This window comes from Sphingomonas caeni (assembly GCF_026013415.1).
Taxonomy (GTDB): Bacteria; Pseudomonadota; Alphaproteobacteria; order Sphingomonadales; family Sphingomonadaceae; genus Sphingomonas; species Sphingomonas caeni.
Genome location: NZ_JAPDOK010000009.1, coordinates 112,285 through 132,078 on the forward strand (window position 1 = coordinate 112,285; position 19,794 = coordinate 132,078).

Sequence of the window (19,794 nt, forward strand, 5' to 3'; positions counted from 1 at the left end):
GAGGGGTCAGCCCGAGCCAATCGTCCAGATCCAGCCGTTTTTCAGCGAGAGTGCGGTCCAGAACAGTACCCCCAACCCAAATATGAGGGGGGCGCCAATTTCGAGCGACGCACGCAGTTTGGATGAAATGCTCCAGGCACGAAGAAACCTGGAAAGATCAGTTGAAAGCTGTCGTCGCGCATCATGGTGCGATTCTGCGCAATAGAGCGTGAACTTCTCGCGTATTGCACTTTCTTCCGCTGCCGCCACAGCCCTTTCTGACGGCGCCTCTTGCCGCCGGATCGCAACCTTGAGATCGGATTCGTACCGAGCGACCGCAGTGGCGAACTCCCGCTCCCCGGCATTCAGCTCCTCGTCCAATTGAAGCACAACCCAACGGCAGGGACTCACCCTGAGCTCATAGGCCGACAGGTCGAGAGAGGCTCTCGCCACATAAGCAATGAGCGCGGCACCGGCAATCAAGACCCCCGCGAGCTGCAATACAAAACCTGAGGCCGCCTCCAGACGAAACCCCATAAAGTCCGACGTGCCCCCAAACTTGACAGCATGGGCATCCAGCAAGGCCAAGCCAGTCATCAAAAGCAGGACCCAATTCCGCAGAGATCGTGTCTGCGGACCAAACGGCTCCGCCAGAACCGACTCCGCCACTTCCCGCAAGCGCGACGAAAAAGCCTCCCCGCGGGCAAGTGCAGCTTCGAAATCCGACATATCGGCACCCCTGAACCGAGCCGTGACGGCTGTGACGCCAGATCGTATCGCGTCAGCTTCTTGTATACCAGCCGCGTCGGCCGATCCGCGGCACCGCTCAAGGTCTCGCTCTTCGCCGTATTGGGCGGGCTACGCGCCGCCCGCCTTTATCGCCCAATAGTCGAACAGCTCACCCTGTAGCCGCTTCACCAGCGCTACCGCCTCCGGCCCGGTCCATTCGCCCTTATAACCATAGGCCTCGGCCACGCCGTTCCACCAGCCCTGCCCCGGCAGGCCGTCGCTCTCCCGCACCACCAGCACCGCCAGCCCCGGCTCGCCCGCGGCGCCGCCGTCCTCGTCGATCCGGTCGAGCGTGCGGCAAAAAGCGCGCATCTTGGGGCGGCTGAAGCGCAAGCCGAGCCCGCCCAGCGCCTCGGAATAGCTGAGCGCCCGCCGGTCGCGTGCCGCCGCGACCAGCATCGCGCGGACCCGGGGGACATCGGCGATCGCGCTGACGCCGCTATCGTCGGGGACGAGGCCCTCGGCGACGAGCCACTGGTCGAGCGTTTCGCCGAAACCTGGGGATTTGCGGGGCATCATCTCCAGTTAGCATTTTGGCTCGGGCTGTCACCACGGCCTTCGACGCTGGATTTGAACGACGGGTAGGCTGTGATAGGATCGATCCCATGACGGAGCATCTTCCCCTTCATGCCGCGCCTCTGCTGGTGGAGACGAAAGGGCGGAACCCGTGAATCAACCCGTTCAGGCTTCCGCCACGGCGAGCACGCCGTTCCGCTTCTCCGTCGATCAGTTCCTGGCTCTGTGCGAGCAGGGACTGTTCGACGATTATGCCAAGAGCGAGCTGATCGAGGGGGAAATCGTCGTCATGAATGCGCAGCACTCGCGACACTCGCGCGTTAAGTCACGGCTGGCCATTCGGCTGGGCAATGCGCTCGAAGCGCTTGGTTCGCCGTTCGAGCCGCAAATAGAAGCCTCGGTTCGCCTGTCCGACGGCTCGCTGCCCGAGCCCGACATCGTCCTGACCAGCTATCGCGGCGCGGGCGTCGTTCCGGTCGAGACCGCCGCACTGCTGATCGAGGTCTCCGACAGCACGCTGGAGAACGACCTCGGCCGCAAGGCGGACCTCTACGCCGAGGCCGGCGTGCCCGAATATTGGGTGATCGACCTCAACGAAAACCGCGCGCTGCTCCACGCCAATCCACGCGCCGACGGCAGCGGCTATGACGGCCAGCTCGACGTGCCGTTTGGCGAGCCGCTCCACGCGGCGACGATTGAGGGACTGACGGTGGAGACCGCGGGGCTCGAGTGACGCCGGTACGCTAACTCACCGCGTCAGCTTCTTGTACGCCAACCGCGTCGGCCGGTCCGCCGCGTCCCCCAGCCTCCGCCGCTTGTCCTCCTCATACGCCTCGAAATTCCCCTCGAACCATTCGACGTGCGAATCCCCCTCGAAGGCGAGGATGTGCGTCGCGAGGCGATCGAGGAAGAAGCGGTCGTGGCTGATCACCACCGCGCAGCCGGCGAAATTCTCGATCGCTTCCTCCAGCGCGCCCAAAGTCTCGACGTCGAGATCGTTGGTCGGCTCGTCGAGCAGCAGCACGTTGCCGCCCTTTTTGAGCATCTTGGCGATGTTCACCCGGTTGCGCTCGCCGCCCGAGAGCTTGCCGACATTCTTCTGCTGGTCGGCGCCCTTGAAGTTGAACGCGCCGACATAGGCGCGGGTCGAGGCGTCGTGGCCGTTGACCTTCATGTAATCGAGCCCGTCCGAAATCTCCTCCCAGACATTCTTCTTGGGATCGAGATGGTCGCGGCTCTGATCGACATAGCCCAGGCGGACGGTCGATCCCATTTCGATCGTGCCGCTGTCCGGCGTTTCCTGACCGGTGATCAGCTTGAACAGCGTGGACTTGCCCGCGCCGTTGGGCCCGATCACGCCGACGATTCCGCCCGCGGGGAGCGTGAAGCTCAGATTCTCGAACAGCAATTTGTCGCCATAGGCCTTCGAGATATTCTCCACCTCGATCACCTTGCCACCGAGGCGCTCGGGCACCTGGATGACGATCTGGGCGCCGCTCGGCTTGCGGTTCGACTGCTGCTCGACGAGCTGGTCGAACTTGGCGATACGCGCCTTGGACTTGGTCTGGCGGCCCTTGGGTCCCTGCCGGATCCATTCGAGCTCGTCCTTGATCGCCTTCTGGCGGCCGGATTCCTCGCGGTCCTCCTGCTCGAGGCGCTTGGACTTCTTCTCGAGATAGGTCGAGTAATTGCCCTCGTACGGGAAATATTTGCCGCGATCGATCTCGAGGATCCAGCCGACGACGTTATCGAGGAAATAGCGGTCGTGGGTGATCATCAGCACCGCGCCGGCATATTCCTTGAGGTGGTTTTCGAGCCATTCGACGCTCTCGGCATCGAGATGGTTGGTCGGTTCGTCGAGCAGCAGGATCGAGGGCTTCTGGATCAGCAGCCTCGTCAGCGCGACGCGGCGGCGTTCGCCGCCCGAGAGATTCTCGACGCTCCAGTCGCCCGGCGGGCAGCGCAGGGCCTCCATCGCGACTTCGAGCTGATTATCGAGCGTCCAGCCATCGACCGCGTCGATCTTGGTCTGGAGATCGCCCATCTCCTCCATCAGCGCGTCGAAATCGGTGTCGTCGGTCGGCTCGCCCATCTCGGCCGAGATCGCGTTGAAGCGCTCGACCAGGTCGGCGGTCTCGCGCGCGCCTTCCTTGACGTTCTCGAGCACGGTCTTGGTCGGATCGAGCTGGGGTTCCTGCTCGAGATAGCCGACGGTGATATACTCGCCGGGCCATGCCTCGCCGGTGAACTCCTTGTCGACGCCCGCCATGATCTTCATCAGCGTCGACTTGCCGGCGCCGTTGGGTCCGACGATGCCGATCTTGGCGCCCTGATAGAATTGCAGGTTGATATTGTTGAGCACCGGCTTGGGGGCGCCGGGGAAGGTCTTGGTCATGTCCTTCATGACAAAGGCATATTGCGCGGCCACTGGGATGCTCCGTTACGAATTGGTCTGCTGGAAGTTCGGCGGCGATGTAGCGGCGGGCATGGCGCTTGGCAACGCGGGCGGCGGGGAAACGAAGCGGAAACGCGACTGTGATTGGCAAGGGCGATGCGGGAAGCTAGCACGGCGCGCATGACCCTGCGCCTCCTGCTCGCGGCCGTCGCCGCCTTCGCCCTTCCCCTCCCCGCCCTCGCCCAGGTCGCGCCGAGCGATCCGGCAACGCTGCGCGACGCGGCGCTCAAGGACGATATCGCCTGGGATATCGTCGAGGGGCTGACCACCGAGGTCGGCCAGCGCCTCGCCGCGACCGATGCCGAGGCCCGCGCGAGGGAGTGGGCGGTGACCAAACTCAAGGCGCTGGGCTTCCAGAATGTCCATATCGAGACGTTCAGGATGCCCGTCTGGGTGCGCGGCGAGGAAAGGGCCGAGATCGTCTCGCCCTTCCCGCAGAAGCTGGTGATCGCGGCGCTCGGCAATTCGGGGTCGACCGGGCCCAAGGGCGTCGAGGCCGAGATCGTCTATTTCCCGACTTTGGCCGACCTCGAGGCGGCGCCGGACAGCGCGGTGAAGGGCAAGATCGTCTTCATCAGCCATGCGATGATGCCGACGCAGGACGGCAGCTCCTACGGCCCCTTCGGCCAGGCGCGGCGCAAGGGGCCGGCGATCGCGGCGCAAAAGGGCGCGGTCGCGGTGCTGATCCGCTCGGTCGGCACCGATCACCATCGCAACCCGCATACCGGCGGGACCAATTGGCCCAAGGGCGTCACGCCCATCGCCGCCGCCGCGCTGCCGCTGCCCGATGCCGAGCAGCTCGAGCGGGTGCTGCGGCGTGGCAAGCCGGTGCGGATGCGGCTGCTGATCACCCCACAGTTCAAGGGCGAGGGCGAATCGGGCAATGTCATCGCCGAGGTGCCGGGCAGCGATCCGAGCGCCGGGATCGTGCTCATCGGCGGCCATCTCGACAGCTGGGACCTCGGCACCGGCGCGATCGACGACGGTACGGGCGTGGCGATCACCGCCGCCGCCGCCAAGCGCATCATGGATTCGGGCCAGCCGCGCCGCACGATTCGCGTGGTCTGGTTCGGCGCGGAGGAGCCCGGCGGCTTTGGCGGCGAGGCCTATGCCAAGGCGCATGCCGGCGAACGCCATGTCGCCGCGGCGGAGAGCGATTTCGGCGCGGACCGCGTCTGGAAGTTCGACGTCAACTTGCCCGACAGCGCCAAGGCGATCGGCGACCGGCTGACCGCCGCGCTCGCGCCGCTCGGCATCGCCCGCGGGCGCGAGCTCGCCGGCGACGGCACCGATGTCGGCCCGATGATGAAGCTGGGAGTCGCCGCGATCGACCTGGCGCAGGACGGCACCCGCTATTTCGATCTCCATCACACGCCCGACGACACGCTCGACAAGATCGATCTGGTGCAGCTGCGCCAGAATGTCGCGGCCTGGACGGCGATGCTGGCCACCGTCGCCAATGCGCCCGAGGAGATCGGGCCGGTCACCCCCAGGCCGGGGCTCTAACCCACTCAGAAATGTCCCGAATCGTGCCGCGGTGCAGCACGGACTGGTTTCGATTCCGGAACAAGGCCTTATGGCGCGTCAATGTTCATGGCGCCCCGGTGGCGCGAATCCGGCGGAATTCTGTCAACAACCTTGCGGTGCGGTGAATTTGAGATTGACGCGTGCGCAACGACCGTTATTTGAGAAGCCTCGCGACGGCATTCGGGCCGGCCGCGAAACATGGTTTCCATTGGGAGCACCGAGATGAAGAAGACCCTCTTTATTGCTGCTGCCGCCGGCCTGATGTCGCTTGCGGCGTGCACGCCCGCAGCCAACAACACCGCCGAGCCGGCGAACGAAGCGAACGCTGTCGAGTATGACACGACCGCTGCGAACGAGGCCGACGCCAACGCGATGGCCCCGGACGCGAACGCGATGGCTCCGGCCGACGCGAATGCGGCTGCGCCGGCTGAGAACGCCGCGAAGTGATATTTCGCCCCGGCCTTCGGGCCGGGAGCGACATGTGAAGGGCGTCCCTGCGGGGGCGCCCTTTTCGTTTGAGCGATCTCCAAATCCTCCCCCGGAGGGGGAGGTGGCAGGCGCAGCCTGACGGAGGGGTAGCCTCCACGAGCATTATCGCCTGAGGAGACTACCCCTCCACCGCCTGCGGCGGTCCCCCTCCCCCTCCGGGGGAGGATCCACGAGCCTCTTTGGCGATCCATCCCGCGAACGCCTGCATCGCGGGCGTCTCATGACGGGACATCAGCCGGGTCAGCCAATAGCTGCCGGTCTCGATCTCGACTGCGAAGGGCTGGACGAGGCGCTCGGTCAGGAGCTGATCGAGGAACATGGCGGGCGGCGCCAGCGCGATGCCCAGCCCTGCCTCCGCAGTCGCCACCATCGCCAATGACGTGTCGAACACCGGGCCATGGAGCGATGGCGGCGCGATCCCCGCGGCCTCGAACCAGCGTGGCCATTCATCGGCGCGGTACGACCGCAGCAGCGTCTCGCCAGCCAGCGCCTGCGCCCCGTGCAGCCGCGCTGCCACCGCGGGCGTGCAGAGCGGGCTGAGCGGTGCCCGCATGATCGGAACGGCGTGGGTGCCGTGCCATGTCCCGTCGCCAAAACGGATCGCCAGATCGAGCCCCTCGCCGGCGAGATCGACGCGGTTGTTGTTGCCCATCACGCGCAGATCGATTCGCGGGTAAGCCGCCGCGAACCGGTCGAGCCGCCGCATCAGCCATCCCACGGCAAAGGTGCCCACGACGCCGACCGTCAGCACCTCGCGCAGCCGGCCATCGGCATAGAGATCGAGCGTCGCGCCGATCCGGTCGAACGATTCGGCGACCACCGGCACCAGCGCTTGCCCCTCGTCGGTGAGCGCGAGCCCGCGCGGCAGGCGGCGGAACAGCGGGACGCCCAGCCGCGCCTCGAGCAAGGCGACCTGGTGGCTCACCGCGCCCTGGCTCACGCAGAGTTCGATCGCGGCGCGGGTGAAATTAAGATGCCGTGCCGCCGCCTCGAACGCACGCAAAGCATTGAGCGGAAGGTGGGCGCGGTCCATCGCCAGGGCATGAACAAAATTCATGACTTCGTCGAGAATTGATGCGTTGTGGCCGGGCGTTGTCGCCGGTCAGATGGGGCCTCACAGGAGGGCGAAGCGATGGGACGGCAGGTAATCTGGGCTGGCGTCATGATGCTGGCGGTCATGGCGGTGGGTTGCGGATCCTCGTCCTCGCCAACCCCCGCCGCGGCGAGCCCCCAAGAAAAACAGGGCCAGCCGACCGAAATCGCGCTCTGGCCCGCGGGGCTGGCGATCGCCAGGCCCGAACTCACCGGACCCGAGGAGCATGGCCAGGGCAAGAACCCGGTCGCCGGGCGCCCGCTCAACTGGATCAAGAATGTCGAGCGGCCGACCATGATGCTCTATCGCGCCAAGGGCCGCAACACCGGCGCGGCGCTGATGGTGTTCCCGGGCGGCGGCTATCAGGCGCTGGCGATTGACCTTGAGGGCAGCGAGATCTGCGACTGGGCGACGGCCAGGGGCATCACCTGCGTCGTGCTCAAATACCGGGTGCCGCAGACCTGGTGGCATACCCAGGAATGCCATTGCCAGCGCATGCCCCAGCCCTTCCTGCCGCTTCAGGACGCGCAGCGTGCGATCGGCCTGCTTCGCCAGCGCGCGGCGAGCCTGGGCATCGATCCGCACAAGATCGGCGTGGTCGGTTTTTCGGCGGGCGGGCATCTGGTGACCGCGGTCGCCAATGCGGCCGGACGCAGCTACAAACCCGTCGACGCTGCCGATGCGCTGAGCGCCCGCCCCGATTTCGCGATGCCGCTCTATCCGGGCCATCTCTGGTATGGCGAGGAGGGCGGCGAAGGCGTGACGCTCTACCCGTTCAACACCATCGCTGCCGATGGCCCCCCGACCTTCATGGTGCAGGCCGAGGACGACCCGGTCGACGATGTCCGCCATTCGATCGCCTATTTCCTCGCGCTGCGCGAGAAGAAGGTGCCGGTGGAGATACACATCTATGCCCGTGGCGGCCATGCCTTCGGCGTAAGGCGCACCGCCGAGCCGATCACCCACTGGACCGACCTGGCGGAGAAATGGCTCCACACGATCGGCATCCTGTGATCGAGGCGCGCTTGCCGCGCGCGCCCTTCCTCCGCTATCGCCACCCGGCTGGGGGCCTGTAGCTCAACTGGTTAGAGCTGGCCGCTCATAACGGCTAGGTTGCGGGTTCAAGTCCTGCCGGGCCCACCAGCCTTCGCCTTTGGCTACGGCTGGCAAGCCAGCCGGGGACGAAGGCGCCCGCCGTAGCTCCGCAGGAGCGAAGGAGGGCCGTTGCCTCAAGCTCCCCCTCGGCTGGCGAGCCGGTCTCGCAACCTTCTGTTCACGCCGTTCCCACCTTTCAAATCGCCGCCGAAACGGAGTAAGCTGTCCGCCGGGCGGGCAGCCCGTTGGTGAAGGAGGACGCTTATGTTCGGGATCGGCGGCAAATTTGGCGGCTTGCGCTTCGGCGGCGAAGGCGATGGCGACAGCGGCGGAACGCCCTCGCCCAAGCCCACCCCCACCCCTCCTCCCCGCGAGAATGACGAGCCGACTGGATGATCGATCTCCCTTTCCTGCTCTACGGCGTCGGGCTGGCGGCGGCGATGGTCGCCGCCAGCCTGACCGTGACCGCGCATCCCAATTGGCAGCTGGCGCGCGCCGCGCTGGTGGTGTTCGGCAATTGGGTGGTGGGAACGGTGTTCGCGCTGACGACCGACATCACCGATGGCTGGTGGTTCAGCATCGCGATCGACGCGATTGCGGCCGGGATGATCTTCTATCGCCTCTCGAGCCAATGGCAGGTGGCGCTGGGGCTCACCTACTGCCTCCAGATCGCGATGCACCTTGCCTATGGCCTGATCGCCGCTGCGGAGCCCTGGCCCTATTATTCGGCGCTCACCGCGATCGCCTGGCTCCAGCTGCTGCTGATCGCCGGCTGGTCGGGCGATATCTGGCTGCGGCAGCCGAAGCGCGAGGGCGATCCCAAGCCCCGCGCCAAGGCCGCGGAACCCCATAGCTGAGCGATTGCGTTTGACGCTGGGGGTTGCTGCCCCCTAAGGCACCCGCCGCGTCGGGGAGTGGCGCAGCCCGGTAGCGCGCCTGCTTTGGGAGCAGGATGTCGCAGGTTCAAATCCTGTCTCCCCGACCACCCTTCGCCTGCGGCTATGGCCGGCAAGCCAGCCGGCACCTCACTCCGCCGCTTGCAGGACTTCCCTCAGCGACGCATTGCGCACCCCAAGCCGCTCGAGCAGCGCCAATACCGCGTCCCACCAGCGCCAGAAGGCGGCAAGATCCGCCGCGTCGCGCACATAGGGGGTGTGGCCGGGGGCCAGCGATGGCGAGTGGAAGGCGAAATTGAGGATGCGCAGGCCCTCGCCCGCCGCGACGCGGATCGCCTCCAGCACGTCCGGGAGCGGCATGTCCTCGGGCGTCAACGAGACGCGCGAGAGGAGGTGGAGGCGGGCGGCGACCCCCCTGCCCTTGGGAATGCTGCCCAGCGCGCGGTAGAGTCCGGCCCCCCGCCCGCGCAACGCGCCGGTAAAGACGGTGCTGAAGGGCAAGGCGACGATCCCGCCGGCGCGGAAGGCGTGGTTCGGCACCGCGGTGAAATCGGGGCCTTGCTCCGGGGAGTAATCATATGCCGGGCGCAGCGAGGTATCGAGACGATACCCCTCGGCCGCCAGCAGCGCGAACGTCTCCGGGCCGATGCCGTAGCGGCCCGCGCGATAGGCGAGCGGGCGCGCGCCGAACGCAGCCTCGATCGTGCGGGTCAGTTCGGCGAGCTTGGCGGCCTGAAGCGGTTTGGGAAGGTTGGCGGCGAAGCTGTTGGGGCCGTTCACTTCCTCCTCGAACGGCGGGTTGACCCAGGGATGGAGCTGGGTGCCCACCGCCGAGCGTCCGTCGTCGAGGCAAGGCCGGATCGCCGCGACCGCCTGCGGCGCGCTCGCGACGGGATGATCGACCAGATAGGTCAGCGCCACGCCCCGCTCGGCAAAGCGCCTGTGCGCGGCAGGAATGGCCGCGGTCGCGGTGACGCTCCGCGCATCGCGCCGCAGCGGTTCGCGCCAGTCGAATTCCTCTTCGGTGTCGACGAAGACCGTGAAACGCGTGCCGAAATCCGCGGGCCACTGGATGTAGCTCGCAGGATCGGGGGCTGGCGCGCGATAGGGCGCGGTCTCGCCGCCCATGCTCAGCTCAGATGCGCCTGTCCCACCGGAGCGGTTACGGAGGCCGGAAGCCGCAAAGTCAAGCTCTCCGGCTCGATCACCAGGCTGCCGCCCAGCTCGCGCGCCAGATTGCGGGCGAGGCGGAGCGCGAAGCCGGTGCCGAGCAGGGTCGAATCGCCGCCCTCGTCATCGATGCCGAGCACCGAATCGCCCGGATAATCGGAAAGCGCCGCGGGGCGATCCATGGTGATCGTCACCTTGTCGTCGGCCTCGAGCGCGGTACGGATGCCGATCCGCTCGCCGGGGCCGCTCGCCGAGACCAAAGTCGCCATCAGCCGCGCGAGCAGCCGCTCGACCGCGCGCCGGTCGCCGGTGACGGCGAGGTCGTCGATCGGCAGCGACAGCGCCGAACCGCGCAGCGCCGCGAGCTGGGCAAGATCGTCGGCGATGCCCGAAAGCAGCGGGCGCAGCGTCACGCGACCGGGCACCAGCGCCAGCGCGGCGCTGTCGATCCGCGCGGCGAGATCGAGATCGTCGATCGCGCCGAGCAGTTCGCGCGCCTGGGCGCGGATCGTGGTCGCGCGGTCGCGATAGGGATCGGAGACCGGCCCGAGCATCTGCGTCTCGATCATCTCTGCAAAGCCGGCGATCGCGTTGGTGGGGGTGCGCAGTTCATGGACGAGCTGGCGCAGCGAATCGGCGGCGGTGCCGGCTGCGGGCGCGGGGCGCACCGGCTCGGCGCGCTCGTCGGCACGCGGGCGGCGCGCGGTGCCGCGATAGCCGGTGAAGCGGCCATTGGCGGGATCGAACACCGGGATCGCCGAGATCAGCCAGTCGCCCGAGGCATCCGATTCGCCGTCGATCGCCATGCGCGCGTTGGAGAAACCGGCGCGGCGGCGGAAGGCACCAGTGGCGACGCCATCGACTCCCGAGCCTTCGCTCGCACCCGTGCCCTGGAGATCGAGCGAGAGGCCGACGATGGGCGCGCGGCTGACGCCATCGACCCAGCGAATCACGCCCTTGGCGTCGGTCTCGAAGCGGAAATGCTCGGCGGGAGCCGGTGCATGTCGGGGCGCCGCCTCGGCCGCCTCTGCGGCCTCTTCGCGATTCTTCCAAAAGGCGTCGATGCGCGCGACGACTTCCGAAATCTGGAATGGGCCATCGGCCTCGTTCTCGCGCGCGGCGACTTCGGGCTCATGCTGCGGGCCGAGGGGATCCGCGATCGGACCCTCGGCGGGCAGGTCAGCGCCAAGCCCTTCAGCGATTTCGGACGTCTCTGCGGACGTTTGTGCGACGGCGGTATCCAGCGGTGCCATGGGGGGTTGGTGGGCCGCTTCGATGGCGCGCGCAATCGGCTCGGGGTCGGGGTTTGCCTCGACTGTCCCGGATTGGATCGCGGGCGGCGCGACGGCCGCCAAAATAGTCGGACTGGGCAGCGACGCAGCCTGCTCCGCCAGCGCGACGAAGGAGAAATCTTCTTCGATATGAAGGGTTTCCGGCTCTGGCTCCGCCGCCTCGACCGCTTGCAGCCCTGCTGTGACCAGCGGCGACTCGGTGATCTCGGGCGCAAGCATGAACGGCTCCGATTCGGCGGTTTCCGGCGCGGCGATTTCCTCCGGCGCGGCAAGGGGTTCGGCGGCAACCGGCTCGGGCTCGGGCTCGGGCTCTGCTTCCTGGGCCCCGATCACATCGGTCCAGTCGACCAGCTGCTCCACGGCAACCGCAAGCTCGGGCTCCTCGATAGCAACCGGTTCGGACGCTTCGATGACCGCCGCTTCTTCCGCAAGGGCAATTTCGGGTTCGACCGCCACTTCTTCGGCCACCGGTGCCGATTCGTCGGGCAGCACGAAATCGATCGGGCCATAGCTTTCGAGCGCGCGGCGGACGACCGGGCTCAGATCGCGCCGGTTGCGCAGAACCGCGCGGCCAACGGGCGCGAGTTCGGGGAGTATCCCGATCCAGTCGTTCGATGTCAGCCTGGCGCTGCGCAGGACGGGCATCGCGACCGCAACCTCGTCGACCGCGAGCAGGCGCACCAGCGCGGCGGGCGGATCGGCATATTCGAGGCCACGCGCGCTTGCCGCGCGCACCGCGACGGGAACCTTCGGGCGAATTCCGCGCAGCAGGTTGAGCGCGCGCGGATCGGCGTAGACGCGGCGGCGGCCGATCAAATCGACCAGCTGGCGCCACGCCGACTGCATGCCCGAAGGCGTGCTGAAATCGCCCGCCAGCACCGTTTCAAGAGTATCGTCGAAACGCACCCGCTGCTCATTTCCCTGGCCAGCGCCAACTGCTCGCGCCGTAAGGATTTCTTAACCCGGCGGGACGCCCGCAGGAACCGCTCATTTCGGCACGTCGCAATCTGGGACGATTGCGTTGCAGCGTAATAATCTTATGCTTACCGGCAGGATTCGGTACGAATGAAACACGGGGTTGGAACGAATATGCGGTTCGACGAGATCGACATGCGGATCCTGGCGCTGCTCCAGGAAAATGGCCGCATGACCAATGTCGAACTGGCCGAACGCGTGGGGCTCACCGCCCCGCCCTGCCTGCGCCGCGTCCGCGCGCTCGAGGAACATGGCGCGATTCGCGGATACCATGCCGCGCTCGAACCCGCCTCGCTCGGCTACAACCTCACCGTCTTCGCGCTGGTCAGCCTGCGCAGCCAGGCCGAGGCCGATCTGCAGGCGTTCGAACGGCTGGTGGCGGACATCCCCGAAGTCCGCGAATGCCATATGCTCAACGGCGAGATCGATTTCATCCTCAAGATCGTGGCGACCGATCTCCAGACCTTCCAGAACCTGCTCACCACCCGGCTGACCCCGGCGCCCAATGTCGAGCACGTCAAGACCAGCTTCACGATCCGCACGTCCAAGGCGCTGCCCGGGGTGCCGGTTCCGGCCTGAGAGATCCTCCCCCGGAGGGGGAGGGGGACCATCCGAAGGATGGTGGAGGGGTAGTCGCCGCACGCGATGACCCTCGCTTGGGGTAGCTACCCCTCCGTCAGCTTCGCTGCCACCTCCCCCTCCGGGGGAGGATTTCGGAAAAGAAAAGGGCGACCCGCAGGCCGCCCCTTCCCTATCCAGCGATACCGCGGCTCAGGTGAGCGCGGGCAGGTCGAGCCAGACGGTCCACAGCTTGGCGATGTCGCCGAGCGGGGTGCCGCTGACCAGCGCGAAGGCCGCACGCGCCTCCTCCTTGCGGCCGAGGCCCACCAGCGCGACGCCGCGGTGCAGGTTGATCGCGTTCGCATCGGCACCGCCCTTGGCCAAGGCCTGGTCGTAGACCGCAAGCGCGCGGGCATAATTGCCCGAGGAGAGGAAGGCATCGCCCACCAGCGCGGTTTCCTTGCCGTCCTTGGCCTGGGCGAGCTGGGTCTCGAGCGGCGTGTCGGTCCTGATCGCCGTCTGCGCGCCCGTGTACATTCTCGCGAAATCGGCGTCGTTCGCGGGGACCTTGCCGGCCTTGCGGCCCTCGTCGATCACCGAGACCGCTTCCCAGGGCAGGCCCGATTCGATCGCTGCCTTGGCATAGTTGAAATAATCGGCCTGATCGGCCAGCGCCCCGGTCGCGCGCATCATGCGGAACAGATCCATCTTCTCGCGCTTGCCGAGCTCGACCTTCGCGACATTGGCGCTTTCGCGATAGAGCGCGATCATCCGGTGCCAGTTGGCGAGCGTCGGAAAATCCTTGACGATCCGCATCATCCACACTGCCGAAGCCGTGCGGTCGCCGCTCTTGTAGACGCGGGAAAAGGCCCATTCGTACCAATTCTGCTCGGGCGTCTTGCCGCTCGCCTTCACCAGGTCGATCGCGCGGCTCATCTCGGTCACCGCCTCATCGGTCTTGCCTGCATCGCCATAGATCTGGGCGAGCATGAAGGGCAGATCGATATCGTTGCGGCCAAGCTCGCGCGCCTTGAGCAGGAAGGGCAGCGCGTCGGCGCGCTTGCCCGAATAGAAGGTCGCCTGGGCGCGGACGAAATAATATTCGGGCAGGTGCCCCTGCGGCGTCTTCGGGTTCGCAATCAGCGCGTCGGCAGCCTTGATGATGCCTTCGCGATTCTGCTTCCGCACCTCGATGCGCAGCCGCAGGAAGGCGGCGAAATATTTCTCGTCGTCATTCTTCGCGACGGCTTCAGCCTGGGCGAGCGCGGTATCGGCCCCGGGGATGTCGCCGGCATTGAACGCTTTTTCGGCGTCGGCGGCGGGCTTGCGGAAGGCGGCGCTGACGGTGAGCTTCGGCGCGGCGTTCGGGTCTTCCTGTTGCCCGCGCTTCTGTGCCATCGCGGGGCTGGCGACGCCCAGCGTCAGGACGGCGGCGAGCGCCAGCGTTGAAACCATCTTCATTTCGAGAACTCTCCTGTCCGCACGTCGGATTCGGGAAACGCGCACGCTCTAAAGGCCCGCCCGCCGCCATTCAAGCGGGGGCTTCTGCCTCGCCGATGCCAACCGTCCCGTTAACGCGCATTGAACGGGATCGCCCCGCCGCATTGCGCGCGCATGACACTGGCGCAGCAGGGCTTTTGCCGCCTAGGATGCGCCGGGGCCTGGAGGGAAACATGCTGATCGCGATACTGGCGCAAAGCGCCACGCTCGATGCCGACACCGCCAGGGCGGCAACGGCCTGCGCCGATGCGTGGCTGGTCGCGGCGCCGGCGGAGGGGGTCTCCCGGTTCCTGACGTCGAGCGGCGTGGGATATTATCTGCTGCAGCTTGCGGCCGCCGACCCGCAGGGCGAGCCGCTCCTCACGCGGATGAGCGAGTTGGCGCACAGCTACAAACCCAACCCTGTCTCGCTTGCCGAGGCGAAGGCGCTGATGCCGCAATGCGACCTCCGCTTTCCGATGGCGCGTACGACCGAACTCGCGATCCTCCCCGCCGATCCATTCGATCGCGACCGGCTGTGTTTCGCGGTGACGAGCATTCAGGTCGGCGCCGCGCAGGGCCAGCTTCGCGCCGAACATGACGGTAGTGCGCTCGAGCGCTGGCAGCCCGTGCAACGCCGCTACGCGATGCGGCTGAGCGGCAAGATCCCCGCTTCCCAGCTCAGCGGCGAAGCGGTGACCGACAGCTTGTTCGGCCCGGTGATGCGGGCCTCGCTCCGGATCGGAAATTTCGATTCGATTTCACTCAGCTGCGAGGCTGAGATGAAGAGGGACGACCGATGACGATCCTGCTTGCGCTTGCGATGATGGCACAGGATGCGCCCCTCAATGCCGAGGCCGAGCGGGCGATGGGCTGCGCCAGCGCGGTCGCGGGCAGCCATGCCGGCGAGGCCGATCCTCCCCTGCTCAAGATCACCGCGCAATTCTCCTATTACGTCATGGTCGCCGCCAAGGCCGATCCGGGCGGCGGCCCCTATGTCGATCGCGTCAACGCGCTGGTCGCGGTCGTCCAGGGCCGCCCGGTGCCGTCGCAGGCGGCGGCGCAGAGCCGGATGGCCGAATGCGACCGGCTTTATCCGCTCGCGCGCACCGATGCGGCGGTGACGCTTCCCGCTGACGCGTATCAGCGCAGCCTCACCTGCTACGGCTCGGTCATGGTCATGTATGGCGCGGCGCTCGGGCTCGACCGGATGGGTAAGGGAAAGGCGGAATTGCAGCGAGTGTCGCCCGCCTTCGACTATTATTCCGCGCAAGCGCCGGACCTGATGCGCCAGCACGGGATCACCGCCACGGGCACGGGCGCCGAACTCGATCGCGTGATGCAGGCCTCGCTCGCCATCGGGAACAGCTACGCGATCACCGAACGCTGCATCGCGCAGCTTCCGAAGACTTGAAGGAAATCCGATGCCGATGATGCTGGCGATGGCACTGTTCGCGCAGACCGCTGCTCCACAGAACGAGACCGAAGCCGAGGCGATGAAATGCGTGGAGGCGGTCGTCGAGGTGAACCAGACCGAAAGCATCTCGCGGATGCGGGCCAATGCCGAGACGGTCTACTATCTGATGCAGGCGGCGCATGCGACCGCCGGGGACGACCCCGATGCATTGTTCGCGCGGTTCGAAGAATTGAGCGTCAAGCTGGACGATTTGCCGAAACCCTCGCCCGCGCAGGCCGAGGCCCAGGCCCGGCAATGCGATGTCCGCTTCCCGCTGGCGCGCAAGGAGCTCGCCACGCTCCCGGCGGACCGGTTCAAGGCCGAGGTGATGTGCATCACCGTGCTGCCGATGGTCGAGGATTTCGCCACGGGCCTGCAGGAACAGAATCACGATGCCGCCGAGCCGCTCCGCTGGAAGCGCCTGATCGGCATCCTGAACTCGCGGCTTGAGGACGATGTGATGGGCAGCCATGGCTATACCAGCTACGAGCAGAAGAGCGCACTGATCGGCGCCCAATTTTCCGCGTCGCTGCAGGTCGGCAATATCTACGCGATCGCCCGCGCCTGCGAAATCCTCGAAAAGGACTGAGCACCTTCGCGCGCACGCGTACGTGCACGCGCACGTACGCGAGGCTTGGCAGCAGCCCCCTACCCCGCTAGAGCCGCCTCAGATTTGCAACAAACCATCGGAAACCTGAAACCTTGACCGACGAGACCGTCCTCGCGGACCCCTCCGACATTACGCCCATCTCGATCGTCGACGAGATGAAAACCTCGTACCTCGACTACGCGATGAGCGTGATCGTGGCGCGCGCGCTCCCCGACGTTCGCGATGGCCTCAAGCCCGTCCATCGCCGCATCCTCCACGCGGCGCAGGAGGGCGGCTATCTCGCCAACAAGCCCTATCGCAAATCGGCCCGCCTGGTCGGCGACGTGATGGGTAAATATCACCCGCACGGCGACAGCTCGATCTACATGGCGATGGCGCGCATGGCGCAGGACTGGTCGATGCGGGTGCCGCTGATCGACGGCCAGGGCAATTTCGGGTCGATGGATCCCGATATGCCCGCGGCGATGCGCTACACCGAGGCGCGGCTCGCCAAGGTCGCAACCTATCTGATCGAGGATATCGACAAGGATACGGTCGATTTCCAGGACAATTATGATGGCTCGGAGAGCGAGCCCACCGTCCTTCCCGCGCGCTTCCCGAACCTGCTGGTCAACGGCGCGGGCGGCATCGCGGTCGGCATGGCGACCAACATCCCGCCGCATAATCTGGGCGAAGTAATCGACGCGTGCCTCGCCTATATCGAAAATGGCGGAATCAGCGTCGAGGAGCTGATGGAGATCGTCCCCGGGCCCGATTTCCCCACCGGCGCGCTGATCCTCGGCCGCTCGGGCTGCCGCTCCGCCTATCAGAGCGGCCGCGGTTCGATCATCGTCCGCTGCCGCCACACTCTCGAGCAGCGCGGCGAGCGCCGTTCGATCGTGCTCACCGAAATCCCCTATCAGCAGGGCAAGAACGCGCTGGTCGAGAAGATCGCCGAAGCCGCCAAGGACAAGCGGATCGAGGGCATCAGCGACATCCGCGACGAAAGCTCGCGCGAGGGCGTGCGGATCGTCATCGACCTGAAGCGCGACGCCACGCCCGACGTGGTACTCAACCAGCTCTGGCGCAACACGCCGGCGCAGGGCAGCTTCCCGGCGAACATGCTGGCGATCCGCGGCGGGCGGCCTGAGCTGCTCAACCTGCGCGACATCATCGAGGCCTTCGTCAAGTTCCGTGAGGAGGTCATCACCCGGCGCTCGAAGTTCGAGCTCGCCAAGGCGCGCGACCGTGCGCACATCTTGCTCGGCCTCGTCATCGCGGTATCGAACCTCGACGAAGTGGTCCGCATCATTCGCGGCTCGCCGAGCCCGGTGGTCGCGCGCGAGCGGTTGCTGACGCGCGAATGGCCGATCGCCGACATCGCCCCGTACATCAAGCTGGTCGAGGCCACTGATGTGGAGGTCGAGGGCGACAGCTATCGGCTTTCGGACCTCCAGGTCCGCGCGATCCTCGATCTGCGCCTGCATCGCCTCACCGCGCTCGGCCGCGACGAGATCGGCGGAGAGCTGGCCAAGCTCGCCGAGGTCATCGCGGAGCTGCTCGAGATATTGGGCAACCGCGCGCGCCTCTACGAGGTGATGGTCGGGGAACTGACCCAGGTCCGCGACCTCTACGCCACCCCGCGCCGCACCGAAATCGCCGCCGCCGCCGACGGAATCGACGACGAGGATCTGATCGAGCGCGAGGACATGGTCGTCACCGTGACGATGGAAGGTTACATCAAGCGCACCCCGCTCGAGACCTTCCGCGCCCAGCGCCGCGGCGGCAAGGGCCGCGCGGGCATGTCGACCAAGGACGAGGACGTCGTCACCAACCTGTTCGTCACCTCGACGCACACGCCGGTGCTGTTCTTCTCGACGCACGGCAAGGTCTATCGCCTCAAGGTCTGGCGCCTCCCCGAAGGCGGCCCTGCCACCAAGGGCCGGCCGATGATCAACCTGTTGCCGCTTGCCGGCGGCGAGACGATCTCGACGGTGCTGCCGCTCCCCGAGAATGAGGATGACTGGGGCGCGCTCCACGTCATGTTCGCGACCGCCAAGGGCAGCGTCCGCCGCAATTCGATGGACGCCTTCACCAACGTGCCCTCGAACGGCAAGATCGCGATGAAGTTCGAAGGCGACGATGCCGACGACCGGCTGATCGGCGTGGCACTGCTCGACGAGAGCGACGACGTGCTGCTCGCGACGCGCGGCGGCAAGGCGATCCGCTTCGCCGCCACTGATGTCCGCGAGTTCCAGAGCCGCAACTCGACCGGCGTGCGCGGGATCACGCTCCAGAAGGAGGACGAGGTCATCTCGCTCTCGGTCCTCAAGGCGTTCGATGCGACCACCGAGGAGCGCGACCAGTATCTCAAGGCCGCGCCGTGGAAGGATGGCGAGCGCGAGGTGACGCTCGATCCGGCGCGCATGGAGGCGTTCGTCGCGGCGGAGGAGTTCATCCTCACCGTCTGTGCGAACGGCTATGGCAAGCGGAGCTCGGCCTATGAGTATCGCAAGACCAATCGCGGCGGCCAGGGCATCACCAATATCGACAATCTCAAGCGCAACGGCCCCGTGGTCGCGAGCTTCCCCGCGCATAATGGCGAGCAGCTGATGCTCGTCACCGATCAGGCCAAGCTGATCCGCATGAGCGTGGGCGATACCCGCGTGATCGGCCGCGGCTCGGCGGGCGTGAAGCTGTTCGACGTGGCCGAGAACGAGCATGTCGTCTCGGCGGCGCGGATCGAGGAGAGCGAGGACGAGGCGGAAGCCGATCTCGGCGATGGCGCGGTTGCGGCCGAGCCGACTCCCGACGGCGACACCGGTGAGGACCTGGCGGAGGGCGGCGAGTCTTGAACCAACCTCGTCATCCCCGCTCTCGCGGGGATGACGTTGGAGGCTATTCCTTGCCCGCCCGCACCCGCTCCGCGCACTGGGTCAGCGAAACATAGGCCAGCCCCTTCATCTGCAGGTCGAACGGCCCGAGTTTCATCCCATCGACCTCCACCCGCGCCGTCTTTGCGCCCTTGAGCAGGTCGAGCAGCGGCGTCGAAAGCTCGCCGGGGCCCCAGCCCGCCCAGATCGTGTCGTTGAACCCGCTCTGATAGCCGCCCGAGCGCGACGGCTTGCTCTTGCCGGTGTCGAGCACCACCGTCATCGGATAGGTCGTATCGGGATTGGCCTTCTGGACGCGCTCCCAGCCGTTCACCTTGATCGATGCGCCCAGATTGCCGTCGCGGACGCGATAGCTGAATTCGAGCGTCATCGGCTTGTCGGTTCCGGGTGCGTTTGGGCCGCCGACCGAGAAGTAGCAGACGCCGTTCCGCGAATTCTGCGAGAAATTGACATTGACCTGCGCGAACGCCGGCGAGGCGGCCAGCAGCAGCGCCGGCACCACGGCAATCCTTACGATCGATCTGAACTTGCTCATCCAT

The 19,794-nt window shown here is 66.6% G+C and carries 19 protein-coding genes and 2 tRNA genes; 13 read left to right on the forward strand and 8 right to left on the reverse strand.

Annotation, left to right across the window (positions count from 1 at the left end):
- Nucleotides 1–6 precede the first annotated feature (6 nt).
- On the reverse strand, nucleotides 7–708 hold the full coding sequence (locus OF829_RS18295) for a hypothetical protein (protein WP_264941610.1): 702 nt from the start codon (nucleotides 706–708) through the stop codon (nucleotides 7–9).
- 129 nt (nucleotides 709–837) lie between these two features.
- Nucleotides 838–1,284, reverse strand: a complete 447-nt coding sequence (locus OF829_RS18300) for a ribose-phosphate pyrophosphokinase (protein ID WP_406701447.1) — start codon at nucleotides 1,282–1,284, stop codon at nucleotides 838–840.
- Nucleotides 1,285–1,435: 151 nt separating this feature from the next.
- On the opposite strand from OF829_RS18300, the gene OF829_RS18305 reads away from it, so the two are divergent.
- Nucleotides 1,436–2,017 carry a Uma2 family endonuclease gene (locus OF829_RS18305; RefSeq protein WP_264941613.1) on the forward strand — a complete coding sequence of 194 codons (582 nt, stop codon included), beginning with the start codon at nucleotides 1,436–1,438 and terminating at the stop codon, nucleotides 2,015–2,017.
- 15 nt (nucleotides 2,018–2,032) lie between these two features.
- Here the strand turns inward: OF829_RS18305 and ettA are convergent, their stop codons facing one another.
- The gene (gene ettA / locus OF829_RS18310) at nucleotides 2,033–3,712 is read right to left on the reverse strand and encodes an energy-dependent translational throttle protein EttA (RefSeq protein WP_264941614.1); all 1,680 of its coding nucleotides are present in this window, start codon (nucleotides 3,710–3,712) and stop codon (nucleotides 2,033–2,035) included.
- 147 nt (nucleotides 3,713–3,859) lie between these two features.
- On the opposite strand from ettA, the gene OF829_RS18315 reads away from it, so the two are divergent.
- Together OF829_RS18315 and OF829_RS18320 are read left to right on the forward strand one after the other, a co-directional pair.
- A complete protein-coding gene (locus OF829_RS18315; RefSeq protein ID WP_264941615.1) occupies nucleotides 3,860–5,245 on the forward strand; it encodes a M20/M25/M40 family metallo-hydrolase in 1,386 nt (461 codons plus the stop codon).
- A 243-nt stretch (nucleotides 5,246–5,488) separates the two neighbouring features.
- The gene (locus OF829_RS18320) at nucleotides 5,489–5,713 is read left to right on the forward strand and encodes a hypothetical protein (RefSeq protein WP_264941617.1); all 225 of its coding nucleotides are present in this window, start codon (nucleotides 5,489–5,491) and stop codon (nucleotides 5,711–5,713) included.
- 160 nt (nucleotides 5,714–5,873) lie between these two features.
- Here OF829_RS18320 and OF829_RS18325 read toward each other — a convergent pair whose 3' ends face one another.
- Nucleotides 5,874–6,788, reverse strand: a complete 915-nt coding sequence (locus tag OF829_RS18325; protein ID WP_264941618.1) for a LysR family transcriptional regulator — start codon at nucleotides 6,786–6,788, stop codon at nucleotides 5,874–5,876.
- Nucleotides 6,789–6,887: 99 nt separating this feature from the next.
- Between OF829_RS18325 and OF829_RS18330 the strand changes: the two genes are divergently transcribed.
- The 5 genes from OF829_RS18330 to OF829_RS18350 all read left to right on the forward strand — a co-directional run bounded on the left by OF829_RS18330 (nucleotide 6,888) and on the right by OF829_RS18350 (nucleotide 8,928).
- A complete protein-coding gene (locus OF829_RS18330) occupies nucleotides 6,888–7,862 on the forward strand; it encodes an alpha/beta hydrolase (protein WP_264941619.1) in 975 nt (324 codons plus the stop codon).
- Nucleotides 7,863–7,914: 52 nt separating this feature from the next.
- Nucleotides 7,915–7,991, forward strand: a tRNA-Ile gene (locus tag OF829_RS18335).
- Between the two features lie 216 nt (nucleotides 7,992–8,207).
- On the forward strand, nucleotides 8,208–8,339 hold the full coding sequence (locus OF829_RS18340) for a hypothetical protein (RefSeq protein ID WP_264941621.1): 132 nt from the start codon (nucleotides 8,208–8,210) through the stop codon (nucleotides 8,337–8,339).
- Nucleotides 8,336–8,800 carry a hypothetical protein gene (locus tag OF829_RS18345; RefSeq protein WP_264941622.1) on the forward strand — a complete coding sequence of 155 codons (465 nt, stop codon included), beginning with the start codon at nucleotides 8,336–8,338 and terminating at the stop codon, nucleotides 8,798–8,800. The genes OF829_RS18340 and OF829_RS18345 overlap by 4 nt, the downstream gene beginning before the upstream one ends.
- A gap of 51 nt (nucleotides 8,801–8,851) precedes the next feature.
- Nucleotides 8,852–8,928, forward strand: a tRNA-Pro gene (locus tag OF829_RS18350).
- Between the two features lie 40 nt (nucleotides 8,929–8,968).
- On the opposite strand, the gene OF829_RS18355 is transcribed toward OF829_RS18350, so the two are convergent.
- Both OF829_RS18355 and OF829_RS18360 read right to left on the reverse strand, forming a co-directional pair.
- Nucleotides 8,969–9,967, reverse strand: a complete 999-nt coding sequence (locus OF829_RS18355) for a polysaccharide deacetylase family protein (RefSeq protein ID WP_264941623.1) — start codon at nucleotides 9,965–9,967, stop codon at nucleotides 8,969–8,971.
- 2 nt (nucleotides 9,968–9,969) lie between these two features.
- Nucleotides 9,970–12,207, reverse strand: coding sequence for a sensor histidine kinase (locus OF829_RS18360; RefSeq protein ID WP_264941624.1), 2,238 nt, complete (start codon nucleotides 12,205–12,207; stop codon nucleotides 9,970–9,972).
- Nucleotides 12,208–12,390: 183 nt separating this feature from the next.
- Here OF829_RS18360 and OF829_RS18365 point away from each other — a divergent pair, with 183 nt between their 5' ends.
- Entirely contained in the window at nucleotides 12,391–12,855 is a 465-nt protein-coding gene (locus OF829_RS18365; RefSeq protein WP_264941657.1) for an Lrp/AsnC family transcriptional regulator, read from the forward strand.
- 192 nt (nucleotides 12,856–13,047) lie between these two features.
- Here the strand turns inward: OF829_RS18365 and OF829_RS18370 are convergent, their stop codons facing one another.
- Complete coding sequence (locus tag OF829_RS18370; protein ID WP_264941625.1) at nucleotides 13,048–14,298, reverse strand: tetratricopeptide repeat protein; 1,251 nt, start codon at nucleotides 14,296–14,298, stop codon at nucleotides 13,048–13,050.
- Between the two features lie 212 nt (nucleotides 14,299–14,510).
- On the opposite strand from OF829_RS18370, the gene OF829_RS18375 reads away from it, so the two are divergent.
- From OF829_RS18375 to gyrA, 4 genes are all read left to right on the forward strand, one after another.
- Nucleotides 14,511–15,119: a hypothetical protein gene (locus tag OF829_RS18375; protein WP_264941626.1), complete on the forward strand. Its 609-nt coding sequence runs from the start codon at nucleotides 14,511–14,513 to the stop codon at nucleotides 15,117–15,119.
- Complete coding sequence (locus OF829_RS18380) at nucleotides 15,116–15,730, forward strand: hypothetical protein (RefSeq protein ID WP_264941627.1); 615 nt, start codon at nucleotides 15,116–15,118, stop codon at nucleotides 15,728–15,730. Before OF829_RS18375 ends, OF829_RS18380 begins: the two co-directional genes overlap by 4 nt.
- Nucleotides 15,731–15,740: 10 nt before the next feature.
- Entirely contained in the window at nucleotides 15,741–16,361 is a 621-nt protein-coding gene (locus tag OF829_RS18385; protein WP_264941628.1) for a hypothetical protein, read from the forward strand.
- A gap of 113 nt (nucleotides 16,362–16,474) precedes the next feature.
- The gene (gyrA, locus tag OF829_RS18390; RefSeq protein ID WP_264941629.1) at nucleotides 16,475–19,216 is read left to right on the forward strand and encodes a DNA gyrase subunit A; all 2,742 of its coding nucleotides are present in this window, start codon (nucleotides 16,475–16,477) and stop codon (nucleotides 19,214–19,216) included.
- A 43-nt stretch (nucleotides 19,217–19,259) separates the two neighbouring features.
- Here gyrA and OF829_RS18395 read toward each other — a convergent pair whose 3' ends face one another.
- Entirely contained in the window at nucleotides 19,260–19,790 is a 531-nt protein-coding gene (locus OF829_RS18395; protein WP_264941630.1) for a hypothetical protein, read from the reverse strand.
- Between the last annotated feature and the right edge of the window lie 4 nt (nucleotides 19,791–19,794).